The organism is Kiloniella majae, assembly GCF_002118315.1.
Classification (GTDB): Bacteria; Pseudomonadota; Alphaproteobacteria; order Kiloniellales; family Kiloniellaceae; genus Kiloniella; species Kiloniella majae.
Window position 1 is genome coordinate 26,186 of sequence record NZ_MTSZ01000002.1, and the last position, 19,231, is coordinate 45,416.

The window sequence follows — 19,231 nt, forward strand, 5'->3', positions numbered from 1 at the left end:
CTTGATTTCACAAGCAGATTTAGAACGATTTATATAATCCATAAATCGTTCCAGGTCACAAATAACATTAAGCTCAATACCAGAGCCAGTCCAATTCGGAAACAATATTCTTGAGCACGTTCATTTAACGGCTTTCCAGAAACTGCTTCAATCATATAAAAAAGGAGATGCCCGCCATCCAACATCGGAACTGGTAGTAAGTTTAAGAGCCCCAAATTAATAGACAACATTGCCATCAAACCAATGTAGTACTCTATTCCCGCTTCAGCGGCCATACCTGACATTTTTGCGATTTGAATCGGCCCTCCAAGCTCTTCAACAGAGCGATGGCCACTGAACATTTGCCCGATAGCTTTAAACGTTCCAACAGAAACATCGTAGGTTTCAACTACGGCGGCACCAACTGCAGATATAAACCCATGGGTCTTCAACGAAGATCGATCACTTAAGATCCCAATCAACCAGCGCTTAGCTTCCCGACCATTGTGATCTGTATAGATATCAACCTTTGGCTGAACAGTCAGATGAACGAGTTCATTATGTCTCTCAACAACAACATTGATTGGATCCCCAGACCCTAATTGTACAAGTCGCTGTAGCTGTTCGAAACGATCTATCTCTGTGCCCGCAGCTTCTACAATCTTATCATTCGCCTGAAAACCAGCAGCTTCAGCAGCACTATTTTCCATAACCTTTGCAACAATTGCTGCGGAATAAGGTTGTCCGACAAAACTGTATAATCCTGTCAAAAGAACAATCGCCAGAATGAAATTAGCTATTGGCCCTGCAGCAACAATCGCAGCGCGCTGACCAACAGATTTAGCTTTGAAAGTTGTTGCAAGTTCTTCAGGCGATAAATCGGAATTTCCGGCAGATGTTGAGCTGCTAACATCCGCATCCCCATACATCTTCACGTATCCGCCCAAGGGAATAATGCTGAATTTCCAGCGTGTCTGGTTTTTATCATAAAACCCGAACAGTTCGGGGCCAAAACCAACAGAAAAAACGTCAACCTTTACACCGTTCTTTCGCGCGACCCAGTAATGCCCGAGCTCATGAAAGAAAACAAGGATGGTTAGAAGCACTAAAAATGCGAGAAGCGGTGTAATAAATCCCATTAGATAAATCTTGTAACCATTGTCATTATAATCATATTGCTCAAGAAGCACGGCATATTAGCCGTTTGTTCTCCTATTCAAAAGCTTTTTTGCAGAACAAATCACGCAAAAGAATTAATTTATCTGTGCCTTACTCCAATTACGAACTTCTTTGTCCAGCATTTTAACAGTTTCCAGCGTGATAGTGTTGATTGGATCAAAAGTATGAACAGCTTTTTCGACAAGCTCTGAGATACCCAAGAATGGTATTCTTGTCTGCAAGAAAGCTTCTACAGCAACTTCATTTGCAGCATTGAAAACAATTGTTTTATGTTCGCGCAATGCTTCTCTGGCAATTTCAAGGGCTGGAAATCTATCGTTATCTGGCGCTTCAAATGTAAGTTCGGATATCTCTGCCAGATCAAGTTGCTTAACCGGTGCCTCCATTCTTTCGGGCCAGGAAAGCGCATAAGCAATGGGAGTTCTCATATCTGGATCCCCCAACTGTGCAAGAACCGACCCATCAATATAGCTTACTGTAGAATGAATAATTGATTGAGGATGAATAAGAACTTTTATCTTATCCTCAGGCAAACCAAACAAATAAGCTGCTTCAATCAGCTCCAACCCCTTGTTCATCATCGTCGCTGAGTCAATTGAGATTTTCGATCCCATATCCCAGTTCGGATGAGCAAGAGCTTGCTGTGGTGTAACCCTTTCCATCTCCTGCTTTGAAAAGCATCGAAAAGGTCCACCAGAAGCCGTCAGGGTTATGTGATCAATACCAGATTTATTTTTAAAATCAAAAACTTGAAATATGGCGCTATGTTCTGAATCCACAGGTAAAAGTGTTGCGTTATTTTTGCGAACCTCCTCAACCATCAAGTCCCCGGCACAAACAAGTGCCTCCTTGTTTGCCAGTAAAACGGTCGCCCCGCGTTTAATTGCTTCTAAAGTCGGCGCCAGCCCGGCAAAGCCAACAATTGCAGCCATCACTTGATCAGCAGGGCGTGTTGCTGCTTCCAACAAAGCATCTTCACCGGCAGCAACTTCTATATTTTTACCAGATAAGGCAGACTTGAGATCCTTATATGCTTTCTCATCTGCAACTACAGCCATTTTGGCATTCAGTTCAATAGCTTGCTGCGCAAGTAAATCAACGTTTCTATTTGCTGTTAAAGCCTCAACAGCAAACCGTTCTGGTGATCGCTTTAATAAATCAATCGTACTAGTTCCAACCGACCCTGTAGAGCCCATAACAGTTATGGATTTTTTCACTGTAGCACCCTTACTTTACGACGGCTTGTGTTTGATGAACGTACATAATCACAGCTGCTTTAATACACAACGTGAATAAGAAAGACCAAAAGCGAGCATGCCAAAAGTCCATCTACCCGATCAAACAAACCACCATGCCCCGGTATAAGATTACTTGAATCTTTTGCGTCAAATCTACGCTTGATATGAGATTCGAAAAAATCACCCATTTGAGAAACAACAGCCAAACCAGCCCCGGAAACACCAAGAACAAGAGGATCATAAAGCTCTGTAAATTCTGCAAATATATAACTGATAACAGCCGCGGCAATCATCCCGCCAATTAAACCTGCCCATGTTTTTTTAGGGCTTATACTTGGCGCAATCTTGGGGCCACCAATCGACTTACCAGAAAAATAGGCCCCTATATCCGTAGACCAAACAACAAGTAAGATCCAAAGAACAATCTCAAAACCATTCTCATAGCTATTGCGAAGCCACAGCAAAGAATATGTTGTGATCGATAAATACCCTAACCCTAACGTTAGCCAAAGAGCCAAATCAGAGTTCTTATCAACATACCGGGTATACAAATAGAGAACAACTGCGCAAGACAAAAGCACTGGAACAAAAAAGCCCGTGTACCCAAAAGCACTGAACGTCAGCAACCCCGTAATAGCGACGACAAGAAACCATCCAGGTACTTTAATCTTGCGTCGATAGCACAGAGAAGCCCATTCCCACGCTAAAATAAGACCGGACAAAACAATAAGTTCATCGCTATAGGGAGAACCCAGATAAACCGCAGCAAGAACAGGCGGGCCAAGAACAATAGACGAAAGCGACCGTACAAGTAGGTCGCTTTTTTTAGGCCGTTTCTGCTGCGGATCCATAACGTCGTTCACGTTTCTGGTACTCCTCAATAGCCAGTATCAAATCTTCTTCAGAAAAGTCCGGCCAGTATTTTTCAATAAAAACCATCTCGCTATAAGCAAGCTGCCAAAGCAAGAAGTTACTTATACGCATTTCACCGCTGGTACGAATAAGAAGATCAGGGTCAGGAATGTCCGATGTATACAGCTCCTGACTGAAGCAGGTTTCTGTAATTTCGTCGCTATTTAAATCGCCATCTTTAACTTTACGAGCAATAGCCTTAGTCGCCTCAACAATCTCTTGACGCCCGCCATAACTCAAAGCCATGACGACAGTCATTTTTGTATTATCACGAGTTTGCATCTCAGCATCTTCAATCAGCCGGACGATATCGGCGGCGAGTTTAGAGCGATCTCCAATGACCTTTAGACGAATACCAGCTTTATGAAATGTTGCCAGCTCACTTTGCAGGTACCTGCGCAACAATCCCATAATATCATTGATTTCACTTTCAGGACGATTCCAGTTCTCTGACGAGAAGCTGTAAAAAGTCATGTAAGGAATACCAATCTTTATTGCCGACTTAAGTAACTCCCGCAAGGCTTCTGCGCCTTTACGGTGCCCGAATGCTCTGGGTAAATGTCTCGCATTAGCCCAGCGTCCATTCCCATCCATTATGACGGCAATATGCTTTGGTATTCCTTGTGTCATCGCGAAATCAGAACAATCATGCAGACTTAAACCTGCATGATTTCCTCTTCTTTTTGCGCAGTTGCTTCATCAATCTTCTTGATATGAGCATCTGTTACTTTCTGGATTTCATCGCCCCAGTTATGCATTTCGTCCTGAGAGATTTCACCATCTTTTTCCATCTTCTTCAGGGCTTCCATACCATCACGACGAACATTCCGTACAGCAACTTTACCCTGTTCGGAATACTTGCCTGCGATTTTCGTCAGCTCTTTACGACGCTCTTCAGAAAGTGGCGGGATTGGAACACGAACAAGCTGTCCATCAGGGGATGGGTTCAAGCCTAGACCAGATTCTCTAATCGCCTTTTCAACAGCACCAACCATTGATTTGTCCCATACCTGCACAGCAAGCATACGGGATTCAGGTACAGTTACAGTACCAACCTGATTAAGAGGCATAGAAGCGCCATAGGCATCAACCATAATCGGGTCAAGAAGTGCAATAGAGGCACGTCCAGTCCGCAATCCGGTGAATTCCTTGTTCAGTGCTTCTAAAGCACCATCCATACGACGTGATAAATCTTTAATGAGGGCATCTTGCGACACAGCCTATCCCCTTCTTATTTAATAATAGTAAAACAGCCTTCGCCGCCAACAGCTTTGGCGAAAGAACCGGTTTCATAAATAGAAAACACAATAATCGGTATATTATTTTCCCGCGTCAGTGCAATAGCAGAATGATCCATAACACCTAAATCATCTGTAAAGACACGTTTATAGGAAAGAGTTTCAAAGCGCTCGGCAGTTGGATCTTTCACTGGATCAGCAGAATAAACACCATCAACCTTTGTACCTTTGAGCAAAACCTCACACCCCATTTCCGAGGCGCGCAACGCGGCAGCCGTATCGGTCGTGAAATAGGGGTTACCTGTACCAGCACCAAAAATAACAACACGCCCCTTGTCCAAGTGGCGTTCAGCACGTCTGCGAATATAAGGTTCAGCAACGGTATCCATCGGAATGGCAGTTTGAACGCGGGTTTCAACCCCGATCTGTTCAAGAGCATTCTGCATCGCCAAGGAGTTCATGACAGTCGCTAGCATCCCCATATAGTCAGCCGTTGAGCGCTCCATACCAGCAGCAGCCCCGGAAAGGCCACGGAAGATATTTCCGCCGCCAACAACAACACAGACCTCAACGCCCATCTTCACGACTTCTTTAATATCGTGCGCGATCTGATTTACTGTTTCAGGATCCAGCCCAAACTGGCCATTCCCCATAAGTGCTTCACCAGAAAGCTTCAAAAGAACACGTTTATATTTGGGTGCGTCTGTCACAGAGATCTCCTTTGTCCACTGCGATACCAAATCATCCTGTTATCTGAGCATTCTTTTTATCGTAAAAATGTGCTCGAAAAAAGACAATCCTGGTGGAAGCAAGTGATTTTGAATACAAAAATGGCCCCGACCTCTCTCCCAATGGGCAGAAAGATCGCGGCCAAATTCGTGATTTACTTAGTTACCGAGTGTCGCAGCAACTTCAGCAGCAAAGTCTTCTTCTTTTTTCTCGATGCCTTCACCAAGCTGGAAACGTACGAAGCCAGTTAGTTTTACAGGTGCACCAAGTTCTTTAGCGAAAAGCTCAACAGCTTTACCGACAGAATTCTCACCATCGATAACATAGCCCTGCTCTAGCAAGCATACTTCTTCGTAGTACTTGCGAAGGCGACCAACGAGCATTTTCTCGATGATTTCTTCAGGCTTACCAGAAGCACGCGCCTGATCAGAAAGAACCTCTTTCTCACGCTCAAGAGCAGTAACATCAACAGAATCACGATCAAGTGCCTGTGGGTTAGCAGCAGCAACATGCATTGCAACTTGCTTACCAAATGCTTCAAGCTTTGCAACATCGCCAGATGATTCAAGCGCAACCAACACACCAATTTTACCAAGACCAGGAGCAGTCTGGTTGTGGATGTAAGAAGCAACAACACCTTCACTAACTTCCAAAGAAGCGGTGCGACGCAAGCTCATATTCTCACCGATAGTCGCGATGTTTTTCGTCAATACGTCAGCAACTGTACCTTCACCACCTGGATAAGCAGAGTTTGCAAGAGCATCGACATCACCGTTAGCAGTCAGAGCTTGCTGAGCAACAGCTTTAACAAAAGACTGGAACTGTTCGTTACGAGAAACAAAGTCTGTTTCAGCGTTAACTTCTACAACAGCGCCTTTGGCACCATCAGTAGAAACAGCAACAAGACCTTCTGAAGCTACGCGACCAGCTTTTTTAGCAGCAGCAGCAAGACCTTTTTTACGAAGCCAATCAACAGCTCCTTCTAAGTTACCATCAGTTTCGGCAAGGGCTTTTTTACAATCCATCATGCCGGCACCGGACTGATCCCGGAGTTCTTTAACCAGAGCAGCAGTAATCTGGGCCATTTTCTATCTCTTTTCAGAAATTAAATATCAACATAGACACAAGTACGAGAACGGCGGCATAGGAGCCGCCGTTCCAATCGTTCATTTGCGAACAGCTTAAGCTTCGGCAGCAGCAGCTTCAGCAGCAGGCTTCTCTTCAGAAGCAGCTTCAGCAACAGGCGCTTCTTCAGCAGCTTTTTCTTCAGGCAGCTGCTCAGCAGGAGCTTCTTCAGAAGCACCAACATCGACACCAGAAGCAGTCAGCTCTTGCTGCAGACCATCGATAACCGCATCGGCGAAGAGATCACAGTAAAGGCTGATCGCACGGATCGCATCGTCGTTACCAGGAATTGGGAACGTGATGTCAGCTGGATCAGAATTTGAATCAAGGATACCAACAACAGGAATTTTCAATTTCGCTGCTTCAGCAATTGCAAGATGTTCCTTGTTTGTGTCGATAACAACGATCACATCAGGAATGCCACCCATTTCCTTAATTCCGCCAAGAGCGCGCTCTAGCTTATCGCGCTGACGTGTAAGATTAAGAAGTTCTTTTTTAGTCAGGCCACCCTGATCGTTCTCAAGACGCTCATCAAGCTCTTTCAGACGACGGATAGAGTTAGAAACTGTTTTCCAGTTAGTGAGCATTCCGCCCAACCAACGGTGGTTAACATAGTACTGACCACAGCGTTTTGCTGCTTCAGCCATTTTCTCACTTGCCTGACGCTTTGTTCCAACGAACAGAACGCGACCGCCACCGGCAACAACTTCACGTGTAAAGGCAAGACCTTTGTGGAGCATTGGTACGCTCTGCTCAAGATCAAGAATGTGGATGCCGTTACGTGCACCAAAAATGTACTGAGACATTTTCGGATTCCAACGACGAGTTGTGTGACCGAAGTGAACACCAGCTTCTAGAAGCTGACGCATTGTAAATGTAGGAAGCGCCATAGAATAAACCTTTTCTCTTCCGGTTAAACTTCCGCAGGCCGTAATCTCCATCCAGAATGGAAACACCAGAAACGACGAACAAATTGCTCTCGTTAGACCTACGTGTTGTCTTAGTGATGTTGCGGGTGATACTCCCCTAGAGCACAGGATGCAAGTCTTTTCTCACCCATAAATGTATTCATCATACTTATATCATGAAAAGCAACTGATTTCAGGAATTAAACCTCTTCCAGATCGATGCCTTCAATTGCTTTGATTGCCTGACGAATTGAAGGGGATACCGTGTAGCCTTTTGGGAGTTCCAACTCCAGTTCTTGACCATCTTTTAGACCCAAAACAACCGAAATACGCCCACGTCCCTTTACGGCGTGATTATCCAGTATCGTTTTCAATGGTTCCAACGGTTTATCAGAATTAATATAAAGCTTAAGGCCTGTATCAGTTAACGAAGCAGCATCATCGAGAGGTGTAACCGCCTGAAGAAGAAAACGAGGCTCGTCATCATCGGGCTTAACTTCTCCTGTAAGGGTTGCCAAAATAGGAACGTTGCTCTCCAAGACTTCGCGACTGGCTAACAACACATTCGAAAAGACCATGGCCTCAATCGTACCATGCGCATCAGAAATCTGCACAAAGGCAAATTTAGAACCCTTTTTGGAAATGCGCTCCTGTTTTCCAACGACAATGGCACCAATCTTAAGGGGGCCACCCTGCCCTTTATACTTCTTGGTTTGCTCAATAGCGTCGGCAACATTGACGGCACGCAAGCGCTTTAAAATCTGAGTGTAGGTATCAATTGGATGCGCAGAGAGATAAAAGCCAATCGCGTCAAACTCATGCTTCAACTTTTCCAGTTCAGGCCAGTCCGGCACCTTTGGTAAAGCCAAGTCAATCATAGTTGTATTATCATCACCACCAAAGAGGTTAACCTGGTCGCTCTCTCGCTCCTGTGCCGCTGCAGAAATATTCCGAACAATGTTCTCCGCACCCAAAAAGACCTTCTGCCTGTTGGGTGACAGACTATCAAAAGCTCCTGCCTTGGAGAGATTCTCCACCAGGCGTTTGTTAATTGTTTTCGAATCAACCCGCCCGACAAAATCAGTCAAATCCTTGAAGGGGCCATTTTCATTGCGCTCGTTCGTGATGTTTTCAATAGCTTGCTCACCAACATTTTTAACAGCAGCCATTGCGTATCGAACCGCCTTGTTGCCGTCCTCCATGGTTTCAACCATGAACTCCGCATATGACTTGTTGATATCCGGCACGAGCAAAGGGATCTCAAGACGAGATAACTCTTGTCTGAAAATATTTAACTTATCAGTATTTGAAATATCATAAGTCATGGTCGCTGCCATGAACTCCACTGGATAATTCGCTTTCAGATAAGCGGTATGATAGGCAACCAATGCATAGGCTGCCGCGTGACTTTTGTTAAAGCCATAACCGGCGAACTTATTGACCTGATCAAAAATCTCATCCGCCTTCGCGGCTTTAACGTCGTTTTTAACAGCGCCCTCAACAAAGATCTTACGCTGCGCATCCATCTCGGCCTGAATTTTTTTACCCATAGCACGACGGAGCAGATCCGCACCTCCCAATGAGTAACCGGAAAGTTGCTGCGCGATCTGCATCACCTGTTCCTGATAGATCATAATCCCGTAGGTTTCTTTCAGGATATCTTCGATCAAAGGATGCATATAATCAGGTGTCTCTTCGCCTTTTTTACGAAGAATATAACTTGGAATATTCTCCATAGGTCCAGGTCGATAAAGCGCCACGACCGCGATAATATCTTCGAATCTATCGGGTTTCATACGCTTGAGAACATCGCGCATACCGGTAGATTCCAACTGGAAAACACCGACGGTATCTCCACGTCCGAGCAAATCAAACGAAGCTTTGTCATCCAGCGGAACTTCGCTCAGGTTAATCGATGTTCCCGCAGATCGAATAAATTCGCAAGCTCTCTCGAGAACAGTCAGTGTTTTCAAACCAAGAAAGTCGAACTTTACCAAACCAGCCTGCTCAACAAACTTCATGTTGAACTGGGTAACCGGCATATCTGAACGCGGATCACGGTAAAGCGGTACCAACTGATCAAGCGGCCGATCACCAATCACAACACCGGCAGCATGGGTTGACGCGTGACGGAACAACCCTTCGATCTTTTGCGCAATATTCAAAAGATTATCGACGGTTTCATCCGTTCTGGCCATTTCCCTCAGCTGAGGCTCCTGTGCAATGGCTTCCGGTAATGATGTTGGTTTGGCCGGGTTATTAGGCACAAGCTTGCATAAGCGATCTACTTGTGGGTAAGGCATCTGCAAAACACGCCCGACATCACGCAACGCTGCCCGTGCTTGTAACTTACCAAAGGTGATAATCTGCGCGACCTTATCCCGTCCGTATTTATCCTGTACGTAGGTAATCACCTTATCGCGCTTGTCCTGACAGAAATCCACATCAAAATCAGGCATGGAAACACGTTCCGGGTTCAAGAACCTCTCGAACAGCAAGCCCCAGCGCAAGGGATCAAGATCGGTAATAGTCAAAACCCAGGCGACCACAGACCCCGCACCAGATCCACGCCCAGGTCCAACCGGAATATTTTGCTCCTTTGCCCACATAATAAAATCGGCAACAATCAGGAAGTAACCGGGGAAACCCATCTGTTTGATGATCCCCAGTTCATAATCAAGGCGTTCGCGATAAGGCTTGGCAACCTCTTCACGCTCTGCTTCGTCCATATCCGCCGTAAAAACGTGCTTTTCCAGACGATCTTCCAACCCTACTTCGGATTGATGGCGCAATTCTTCGGTTTCAGATCGACCATCTCCGGTGTCAAATGGCGGCAAGATCGGCGCAATTGGCTCTACAAACCAAGAGCAACGTTGCGCGATGACCAAGGTATTCTGAATAGCTTCTGGTATATCAGCAAAAAGCCGCTTCATCTCATCGGCAGATTTGAAGCGATGCTCAGATGTTAAGCGACGACGCTCACTTTGAGAAACATATGCGCCTTCCGCAATACAAATCAGAGCATCGTGCGGGAGGTACATATCATCTGCAGCAAAAAAGGCTTCGTTTGTCGCGACCAGCGGCACGTTATGTTTATAGGCAAGATCAATCAAACGATCTTCAATTTCTTGCTCTTCGGCTAAACCGTGGCGCATCAACTCGGCATAAAACCGATCCTGAAAAATACCCGCCAGTTGTGTAAAAATAGCTTCGGCGTCAGCAGTTCTGTTTTCAAGTAATAAACGCCCAACAGCTCCCTTTGGTCCAGCACTCAGAGCGATCAAACCTTCATTGCTACGCTTGAGATCGGCAAGTGTTACCTGTGGCGTCAGTCCTGTTTCCGTCTCCATAAAGGCATGAGAAATCAGGTGCATCAAATTCATATAGCCCTTTTGATTTTGGGCTATGAGAACCAACTGATCTGGTTCAGGAACAATGGCGCCGGTTCGTTTATCAGCATCGGGACGCGCAATCATTAACTGCGTTCCCAAAATTGGCTGAACACCAGCCCCTTTGGCCGTCAGCGAAAATTCAAGAGCCCCGAACATGTTACTGCTGTCCGTAATTGCAGCAGCGGGCATATCATGTTTTTTGCACAGCTCGACAAGTTCTTTGGCCTTAATAGCCCCTTCAGACAAGGAATAAGCTGTATGAACTCGAAGGTGAACAAAATCGGCATACGCCATAAAGAAACTCTCAAACTAAATAAAACTGTAACGTAGAAATTCCAGAACCAGCTATACTCTAAATAGCTTGGAAAAGGCAAAATAAAAACCCGACACCATTAAGCATCGAGTTTCTACATTTTTTCTAAAACTACCGTTTTAAAACAGGATACTAAGCCGTAGACTTACAGTATAACATCAAAAAATTAACTTAACGAACCTTACCATTCTCAAAATGAAGAACCCGATCCATACGACCAGCCAATTCGTGATTGTGGGTTGCGATCAAAGCTGTAAGCCCTACAGAGCGAACAAGCTTTAGTAACAGTTCAAAAACTCTATTAGCTGTTTCCGGATCAAGATTACCCGTCGGTTCATCAGCCAAAAGGACAGATGGTGCATTTGCAAGCGCCCGCGCGATGGCAACACGCTGTTGCTCTCCACCAGATAATTCCGCAGGACGATGAGAAATACGTTCCGAAAGTCCGACGGTATCCAGAAGTTCACTCGCTCGTTTATGTGCCTTTTTACGAGATAGTCCTGTGATCATCTGCGGCAAGATAACATTTTCTACAGCCGAAAATTCAGGAAGGAGATGATGATACTGATAGACAAAGCCAATCGTATCGCGGCGCAACGCGGTTCTGTTTTTGTCATTCAAGGAAGCAGATGGCGTTCCATTAACCAGAATGTCACCACTATCAGGCTTTTCCAAAAGCCCTGCGCTGTGCAACAGAGTTGACTTCCCCGCCCCGGAAGGGCCGATCAGCGCAACCAGTTCGCCCGGCTTAATATCAAAGCTGACATCATTGAGAACATGAAGTTCTTTCGCGCCTTGCTTATAGGTCTTATTTACACCCGCAAGAGATAGGCCTTTCATTTCCTTATTCATAGCGAATTGCCTCCACAGGGTCTAACCGCGCGGCACGCCATGCCGGAAAAATCGGGGCGAGAAATGAAAAGAACAAAGCCATACCAACGACCTGCAGGACTTCCGACGTTTCAACAACTGCTGGCAACTTGGAAAGGAAATAGATCTCGGCATCAAAGAGATTGGTTCCGGACAAACCTTCCAGCCACTGCCGGATCGTTTCGATATTTTCAGCGAACGACAGACCAAGAACAAAGCCGGCCAGCGTCCCGATAACGCCAATGGATGCCCCGCTAAGGAAGAAGACCCTGAGGATCATTCCACGGGTTGCCCCCATCGTTCTCAGAATTGCGATATCGCGACCCTTGTCTTTAACCAGCATAATCTGGCCAGAAACAATATTGAAAACCGCAACCAGAATAATAAGCGACAGGATCAGGAACATAACATTACGTTCTACCTGAATGGCATTAAAGAAGCTGGCGTTACTTTGCTGCCAATCCCTCGTGACAATCCCTGTACCTATAGCGTTGTGAATATCCCGACGCACTACATTGGTCAGATCTGGATTATCCACAAAGACCTCAATCGTATTTACCATCTCAGGCAATTCAAAGAAGATTTGCGCGGCATCAAGTGTCATGTAGATAAAACTACTGTCGTATTCATACATGCCAATATCAAAAAGCGCAGCAATGGTGTAGGCTTTAAGACGGGGGATAGAACCGAATACAGTGACGGAGCTATTCGGCGACACCAGGGTAATTTTATCACCGACACCAAGACGCAAGCTTCTCGCCAGACGTTCGCCAATAACAACATTATCACCAGTGAAATCATCCAATGATCCGGCGACAATCTTTTCCGCGATCAACTTACGTGCTTTGAGGTCTTCAGGTGCCATGCCGCGAACCAAGCCGCCTGTGGCTGTACCACTGGCCGTCACCATGACCTGTCCCTGTACCTGTGGGGTCGCACTTGTCACACCGGATAGGGCGCTAACACGTTCGGCGATCGTTTTATAATCAACCAGATCACCCTGTACCCCGACAACGGCCAAATGACCATTAACCCCGAGTATCCGGCCAAGAAGCTCTTGGCGGAACCCGTTCATGACGGACATCACAATGATCAAGGTCGCAACGCCCAAGGCAATACCAACAAGGGAAAAGCCTGCAATGACAGAAATAAACCCTTCTTTACGACGGGAACGGAGGTAGCGTAAGGCCACCATGCGCTCAAAAGCACCAAAAACCATCAACTATCTCTCTTCCCGCTAAATCCTATAGGCCTAATTTAGAAAGCGCAGCTTCCAATGTTAGTTCTTCTTTCTCACCAGTCTTGCGATTTTTCAACTCAACTACGCCATTTTTAAGGCCGCGTGGTCCGATAACCATCTGCCATGGCAAACCGATCAGATCCATGTCTTTGAATTTAGCCCCAGCAGAAGTATCGCGATCATCATAAAGACAATCAACACCAGCAGCATTGAACTTCTGGTAGAGATCATCACAAGCCTTGGCACAGGCTTCATCTTTGGCTTTCAGATTAATCAATCCAACCTGATAAGGCGCCACTGCTTCTGGCCAGATAATACCGTTTTCATCATGACTGGCTTCGATGATTGCGCCCAAGAGACGAGAAACACCGATACCGTAAGACCCCATAAAGACAGGAACGTTTTCACCTTCGCTGTTAAGAACATAAGCGCCCATTGGCTCAGAGTATTTTGTACCGAAGTGGAAGATATGGCCGACTTCAATACCGCGGCACTGCATTCTCTTATCTTCAGGAACTGATCCTTCGAAGTCTTCTTTAACATACATTTCATCCGTTGCCGCATAGATGCTGGTCCAGTCATCAACAATCGGCTGAAGATCTCCGCTGTAATCAACATCAGCAGAAGGAGATGCTTTTTCCAAGAAGTCAGAGTGACAGAACACTTCGGACTCACCCGTATCAGCAAGAATAATAAACTCATGGCTGAGGTCACCACCAATCGGCCCTGTATCAGCAGCCATTGGGATCGCCCGTAGCCCCAAACGCTCAAAGGTGCGCAGGTAGGACACAAACATACGATTGTACGCGGCTTTGGATGCTTCGAAATCAATATCGAAAGAATAGGCATCTTTCATAAAGAATTCACGACCACGCATCACACCAAAACGCGGGCGAACTTCATCCCGGAATTTCCATTGGATGTGATACAGGTTTTTCGGAAGATCTTTATAGCTCTTTACCGCATTGGCAAAGATTTCTGTAACCATCTCTTCGTTGGTTGGCCCATAAAGCATATCCCGACCATGACGATCTTCGATGCGCAGCATTTCTTTGCCGTAATCATCATAACGACCAGACTTGCGCCACAAATCAGCAGGCTGAATAGTCGGCATCAGAATTTCCTGTGCCCCTGCCCGGTTTTGCTCTTCACGGATAATCTGCTCTACCTTACGAAGGACTTTCAAACCCATCGGCAGCCAAGAATAGATTCCAGATGTTGCCTGACGGATCATGCCCGCACGCAGCATATAACGGTGAGAGACAATCTGTGCCTCGGTTGGGTTTTCCTTCAGTGTTGGAAGGAAATAAGCAGAAAGGCGCATCTGGATATCCTGGAATGCTATGAGATCAATAATAAATAAGGAACAATTCAGTTATAGGACTGAAAAGTATGCGGTCATATATATGGGATGAAATGACACTTGTCCATGACAGAAAAACAAGCTTTTCCTAAGAAATTTTAGCCTGTTTAGGATATAAGGTCATAACCACGAAACTACTCGCGGTCTAATATTTTCTGACACTTCAGAGATAACTCTCTCTGTTCTTCACTTTGAAGCCGCTGGCCATTGAAAAAGGCGTCGCCATTTTTGTGTACTTCAACGACACCAATCTCGGCATTCGCTTCAAAATTGGCTTTATTCGCGGGAATATTATAGCGCTCAAACATATCGACAGTAATTGGAATCCGAATAATTTCCGGCAGAACGATTGGCTGTGCGTTCAAATCCGCTGGCACAACTTTTTTCCCTCTTTTGGTGACCCCCGGCGTATAAGCGACATCATCACTTGGATGATGTACCATCAAACGGCGGCAATCTTCTTCCTCAATCGTTACAATCCCATCTTCCGTTGACTTAACTTCCGCATGTACACCAGCAGCCATGCCCAAGGAAAACATTGACATTATTACGAATAAACAGAAAAATTTCCGCAGAGAAAAATAATGATAACAAAGCATTATCACACCATATTAAGAAAATAAGTCAAAAAAACGGCTTGCCAATAATAATATCAACAGGCCGTTTATAAATCTATAACGCTTATCACTTACTAGTAATATAGTTGTTTAACTTAATTTTTCTCAAGGCGTGAAGAGAGACGTGTAGATGTCTCTACATGAACGATGAAACAACGAAGAGAAAGAATTAAGATAAGCGACTATAACTAGTAGGCGAGTTCACCAATTGAGATTAATTTATTGGTAATGACGTAATAGGCGACGCCCCACAAAACACCCGCGATAGCGCTGGTGATCAGTGCCTTACGCAAAAGCATCGGATTTTTTGGAGCTGAAGGTTCGTGACCAACTTCAGGGTTCTCTTCGGCCCGGACACCAAAGGGAAGCGCCATGAAAAATATCAGCCACCAAATAATAACGTAAACAAGAATACCTGTAACCCAGTTCATCTTTACTACTCTCTCGACCTAAGCCTGTTCCAGCTCAACAAGGGTTCCACAAAAATCTTTTGGATGCAGGAAGAGCACTGGCTTGTTATGTGCGCCGATTTTCGGTTCACCATCCCCAAGCACTCTTGCGCCTTCTGCTTTAAGCTTATCCCGTGCAACAATAATGTCATCAACCTCATAACAGATATGATGAATGCCACCCGCAGGGTTCTTTTCCAGAAAATTACCAATCGGTGAGTTCTCACCCAAGGGATAAAGGAACTCAATTTTGGTGTTGGGAAGATTGACAAAGACCACTGTTACACCGTGATCGGGTTGATCAACGGCTTCTGTGACTTCCGCCCCCAATATATCACGGTATTGAGCAACCGCTGCATTCAAATCGGGTACCGCAATCGCAACATGATTTAAACGACCAATCATTATAAAATCCCTTTTAATTCAGATAGGAAGCTAGTCGGACAATATGTACATCCGTGACAGGCTTTTTGCTGTAGAGCTTGTTAAAATGACGTCGGACAGCGCGAATGGCAACTTCGCGTACGATCACATCATTCTTCATCTCAGATTTTTTGAGCGTACCTATGATATCTTTCAGATAGTCAATTGCGTCTTCAAAATCCTCAAACTCTTCATCAAGATCAAGAACGCCTTGAACGGTCAGCTGAGGCGTATCTGCCAGCTTGTTTGCTTCATCAATAACCAGCGAAACAACCGCAGATCCGTTATACATCATTTTCTGACGCGCTTTGATAATCGGGCTATCAATTGGAATAAGACGACGGTCTTCTATCGCCAAGAGGCCAGAGGTTATTTCAGCAATCTTCTCTGCCTTACCCGGTGCCAAACGAATGAGATCGCCATTCTTTGCCACGATCTGGGTTTTAACACCACACTCTGCCGCTAATTTAGCATGGGCACGCAAGTGTCGCGCTTCACCATGAACAGGCACAGAAACTTTGGGTTGCACCCATTCATAAAGCTTGCGGACCTCTTCTTTCCCGGGGTGACCGGATACATGGACATGTTCGTCCCGATCAGTAATCACCCGAACACCCAGTTCAGCCAGATTGTTTTGCAATCTGAAAATTGATGTCTCATTTCCCGGAATTATTCTGGACGAGAAGATAATCGTATCGTCCTCTTCCAGATATACATGTTTGAAGCCATCCTTTGATAAACGTGACAGCGCAGAGCGAGGTTCGCCCTGACTACCCGTACAAAGAACAAGAACCTCGCTCTTTGGCATATAGGAAAACTCGTCCTCTGAAAGCAAAGGAGCAACTGTTTTTAGATAGCCATTTTCACGGGCCGCAGCATATATCCGGTGCATGGAGCGCCCAAGCAAAACAACACGACGACCACAAATCTCTGCCGCCTTCATAACGGATTCAACCCTTGCAACGTTACTCGCAAAACACGTTACAGCAACCCGGCCTGTACATTTTGCAATAACATCGACAAGCCCGTTGCGAACAGACGCTTCAGATCCGGATTCACTGTTAGACATGACATTGGTCGAATCACTGATCATCGCCAGAATATCTTCGTCAGCCAACGCCTGAAGACGTTTCTTGTCATAGTGCGGCCCAACCAGAGGTTCAGGGTCAAACTTCCAGTCACCGGAATGGAAAACCGTACCACATGCCGTTCTGATCAACAGAGAAGCCGGTTCCGGAATAGAGTGGGTCATGGAAACCAATTCAATTTCAAATGGCCCCGCCGTAAACGTACCTGCAACTGGAATAACCGTAATCTCGGCTTCGTCTTCGATACCTGCTTCAACCAACTTGGAATAAACCATCGACTTGGTAAAAGGCGTACAATAGATCGGGCAGCGCAGTTCAGACCATAAATGTGGAACGGCGCCAATGTGATCTTCGTGCGCATGGGTTAGAACCAAACCGACGAGGTTTTCCCTCTGCTCCTCGATAAAAGTCGGATCCGGCATGATGACATCAATACCCGGGTAGCGAGCCCCATCGGCAAAGGAAATTCCTAAATCCACCATCAGCCATTTACCATTATGGCCATAGAGGTTCAGGTTCATTCCAATTTCACCTGTACCACCAAGGGGCAGGAAAAAGAGTTCGTCTTTTTTAGCGACAACCGCTTTACGCATTTCTTACCTAACTTAAGTCTTTTGACTATTTAATTCATAGATGGCGATCAAGCCACGTAGCGTTACATCTTTATCAATATGATCAATGACATCTGTCGCCGTATCAAACAACTGCGCCAAGCCACCGGTTGCAATAACCTTCATCGGGGAGCCATACTCGTCTCGGATGCGTTGTACCATGCCTTCGACCATAGATATATAGCCCCAGAAGATACCGGATTCCATGGCAGGGACTGTTGCTTTACCGATTACCTGCGAAGGGGCTTTGATATCTATTCGGGGTAATTTTGCAGATGCCATATAAAGCGCCTCAATAGATAGATTAACGCCGGGCGCAATAACGCCCCCTTCATAGGCACCATCGGCACCAACAATATCAAAGGTCGTGGCTGTCCCAAAGTCAATCAGGATCAGGTTGCCACCATAACGTTGGTACCCGGCCACAGCATTCACAAGGCGGTCGGCCCCCGCTTGTTCCGGTTGATCAATATTTACTTTCAACCCCAGGTCAATTTTACCTAACTCGACCATTAGGGGCGTACAGGAAAAATAACTCTGGCACAGTGTCTTGAGGTTGTAGTTTGACGCAGGAACGACATTAGCAAGGATCGCGCCCGTTATGTCTTTTGGCTCCAGGCCTTTCAACGCCATTAGCTGCGTTAACCAGACGGCGTATTCATCAGCCGTTTTTTTACTGTCGCTGGTCGCGCGCCAATAGCCCTTTTGATCATGCCCGTCATAAACGGCAAAAACCACATTTGTATTACCTGAATCAATAACAAGCAGCATTGTCTGTCTCGGTTTCAAGAAGCAAAGAAGACGTCCCCTGCAGTAACCAAACGCTGTTTGCCATTTTCCAGATCCAAATCCAGGGCACCATCTCTGTCGATGGTCACAAAGCGTCCGGAAAGTGTTTCGCCGGGAAGCCTGACGTAAATTTTTTCACCTAAACCATGTGCCTGATCCAGCCAAGCTGACCGCACACTATCGAAGCCTTCTTTTTTCCATAGTTTGTATCTGGCGTCAAAACTATTGATAAAGCTTTCCAATAATTTATCAGCTTTAACATCAGCTGAAAGCCCCTGCTCACGCAAACTGCTCGCAGGATAGCGGGCGTCATCCGGATAGTGCTCCAGATTAACCCCGACCCCCATGATCAGATAATCAAGTTTACCTGCACGATCCGCCTTACTCTCGAGCAGGACACCAGACACCTTTTTCCCGGAAAGCAAAACATCGTTTGGCCACTTTAACCCGGGGACAAGTTTTATATCTAATTTGCGAATGGCATCTGACAAAGCCAAAGAGGCGACAAAACTCAGATTGGCAGCTTCGGCAATAGATTTTTCGGGACGCAAAAGTGTCGAAAAATAGAGATTACCGACAGGACTAACCCATGTGCGCCCTTGTCGTCCCCGCCCTGCAGATTGACGAAGGGCCCAGACGATTGTTCCGTCTTGGGCCCCTTGTTCAGCAAGAAGGCGAACCTCATCATTTGTACTGCCAACCTCTTCTTTACAGATCACTGAAAAAGAAGACGGGATTACAAGGGATGAAGTTCCCTCTGTCATATCG

18 protein-coding genes are annotated in these 19,231 nt (G+C 45.8%); all 18 read right to left on the reverse strand.

Annotated features, from left to right (window positions below):
• Positions 1–29: 29 nt before the first annotated feature.
• Entirely contained in the window at positions 30–1,118 is a 1,089-nt protein-coding gene (rseP, locus tag BKB51_RS06185; RefSeq protein WP_085900837.1) for an RIP metalloprotease RseP, read from the reverse strand.
• A 114-nt stretch (positions 1,119–1,232) separates the two neighbouring features.
• Positions 1,233–2,354, reverse strand: a complete 1,122-nt coding sequence (locus BKB51_RS06190) for a 1-deoxy-D-xylulose-5-phosphate reductoisomerase (RefSeq protein WP_085900838.1) — start codon at positions 2,352–2,354, stop codon at positions 1,233–1,235.
• A gap of 80 nt (positions 2,355–2,434) precedes the next feature.
• Positions 2,435–3,259, reverse strand: coding sequence for a phosphatidate cytidylyltransferase (locus BKB51_RS06195; RefSeq protein WP_198946663.1), 825 nt, complete (start codon positions 3,257–3,259; stop codon positions 2,435–2,437).
• A complete protein-coding gene (locus BKB51_RS06200; RefSeq protein ID WP_085900274.1) occupies positions 3,222–3,938 on the reverse strand; it encodes an isoprenyl transferase in 717 nt (238 codons plus the stop codon). Before BKB51_RS06200 ends, BKB51_RS06195 begins: the two co-directional genes overlap by 38 nt.
• A gap of 26 nt (positions 3,939–3,964) precedes the next feature.
• Positions 3,965–4,486, reverse strand: a complete 522-nt coding sequence (gene frr / locus BKB51_RS06205) for a ribosome recycling factor (protein WP_218043992.1) — start codon at positions 4,484–4,486, stop codon at positions 3,965–3,967.
• Between the two features lie 53 nt (positions 4,487–4,539).
• Positions 4,540–5,256 carry a UMP kinase gene (gene pyrH, locus BKB51_RS06210; RefSeq protein ID WP_198946664.1) on the reverse strand — a complete coding sequence of 239 codons (717 nt, stop codon included), beginning with the start codon at positions 5,254–5,256 and terminating at the stop codon, positions 4,540–4,542.
• A gap of 177 nt (positions 5,257–5,433) precedes the next feature.
• Positions 5,434–6,360, reverse strand: a complete 927-nt coding sequence (gene tsf / locus BKB51_RS06215) for a translation elongation factor Ts (RefSeq protein WP_085900275.1) — start codon at positions 6,358–6,360, stop codon at positions 5,434–5,436.
• A gap of 96 nt (positions 6,361–6,456) precedes the next feature.
• Positions 6,457–7,290 carry a 30S ribosomal protein S2 gene (gene rpsB / locus BKB51_RS06220; protein WP_085900841.1) on the reverse strand — a complete coding sequence of 278 codons (834 nt, stop codon included), beginning with the start codon at positions 7,288–7,290 and terminating at the stop codon, positions 6,457–6,459.
• A gap of 218 nt (positions 7,291–7,508) precedes the next feature.
• Complete coding sequence (gene dnaE / locus BKB51_RS06225; protein ID WP_085900276.1) at positions 7,509–10,994, reverse strand: DNA polymerase III subunit alpha; 3,486 nt, start codon at positions 10,992–10,994, stop codon at positions 7,509–7,511.
• Between the two features lie 190 nt (positions 10,995–11,184).
• A complete protein-coding gene (locus BKB51_RS06230) occupies positions 11,185–11,865 on the reverse strand; it encodes an ABC transporter ATP-binding protein (RefSeq protein ID WP_085900277.1) in 681 nt (226 codons plus the stop codon).
• A complete protein-coding gene (locus BKB51_RS06235; RefSeq protein ID WP_085900278.1) occupies positions 11,858–13,102 on the reverse strand; it encodes a lipoprotein-releasing ABC transporter permease subunit in 1,245 nt (414 codons plus the stop codon). Before BKB51_RS06235 ends, BKB51_RS06230 begins: the two co-directional genes overlap by 8 nt.
• 25 nt (positions 13,103–13,127) lie before the next feature.
• Positions 13,128–14,447, reverse strand: coding sequence for a proline--tRNA ligase (gene proS / locus BKB51_RS06240; RefSeq protein ID WP_085900279.1), 1,320 nt, complete (start codon positions 14,445–14,447; stop codon positions 13,128–13,130).
• A gap of 173 nt (positions 14,448–14,620) precedes the next feature.
• Positions 14,621–15,031, reverse strand: coding sequence for a hypothetical protein (locus BKB51_RS06245; RefSeq protein ID WP_125911803.1), 411 nt, complete (start codon positions 15,029–15,031; stop codon positions 14,621–14,623).
• Between the two features lie 260 nt (positions 15,032–15,291).
• Complete coding sequence (locus tag BKB51_RS06250) at positions 15,292–15,534, reverse strand: DUF1467 family protein (RefSeq protein WP_085900281.1); 243 nt, start codon at positions 15,532–15,534, stop codon at positions 15,292–15,294.
• Between the two features lie 18 nt (positions 15,535–15,552).
• Positions 15,553–15,957 carry a methylmalonyl-CoA epimerase gene (gene mce / locus BKB51_RS06255; RefSeq protein WP_085900282.1) on the reverse strand — a complete coding sequence of 135 codons (405 nt, stop codon included), beginning with the start codon at positions 15,955–15,957 and terminating at the stop codon, positions 15,553–15,555.
• A 13-nt stretch (positions 15,958–15,970) separates the two neighbouring features.
• Positions 15,971–17,656 carry a ribonuclease J gene (locus BKB51_RS06260; RefSeq protein ID WP_085900283.1) on the reverse strand — a complete coding sequence of 562 codons (1,686 nt, stop codon included), beginning with the start codon at positions 17,654–17,656 and terminating at the stop codon, positions 15,971–15,973.
• Between the two features lie 12 nt (positions 17,657–17,668).
• Entirely contained in the window at positions 17,669–18,445 is a 777-nt protein-coding gene (locus tag BKB51_RS06265) for a type III pantothenate kinase (protein ID WP_085900284.1), read from the reverse strand.
• A gap of 14 nt (positions 18,446–18,459) precedes the next feature.
• Positions 18,460–19,227 carry a biotin--[acetyl-CoA-carboxylase] ligase gene (locus BKB51_RS06270; protein ID WP_085900285.1) on the reverse strand — a complete coding sequence of 256 codons (768 nt, stop codon included), beginning with the start codon at positions 19,225–19,227 and terminating at the stop codon, positions 18,460–18,462.
• Positions 19,228–19,231 lie beyond the last annotated feature (4 nt).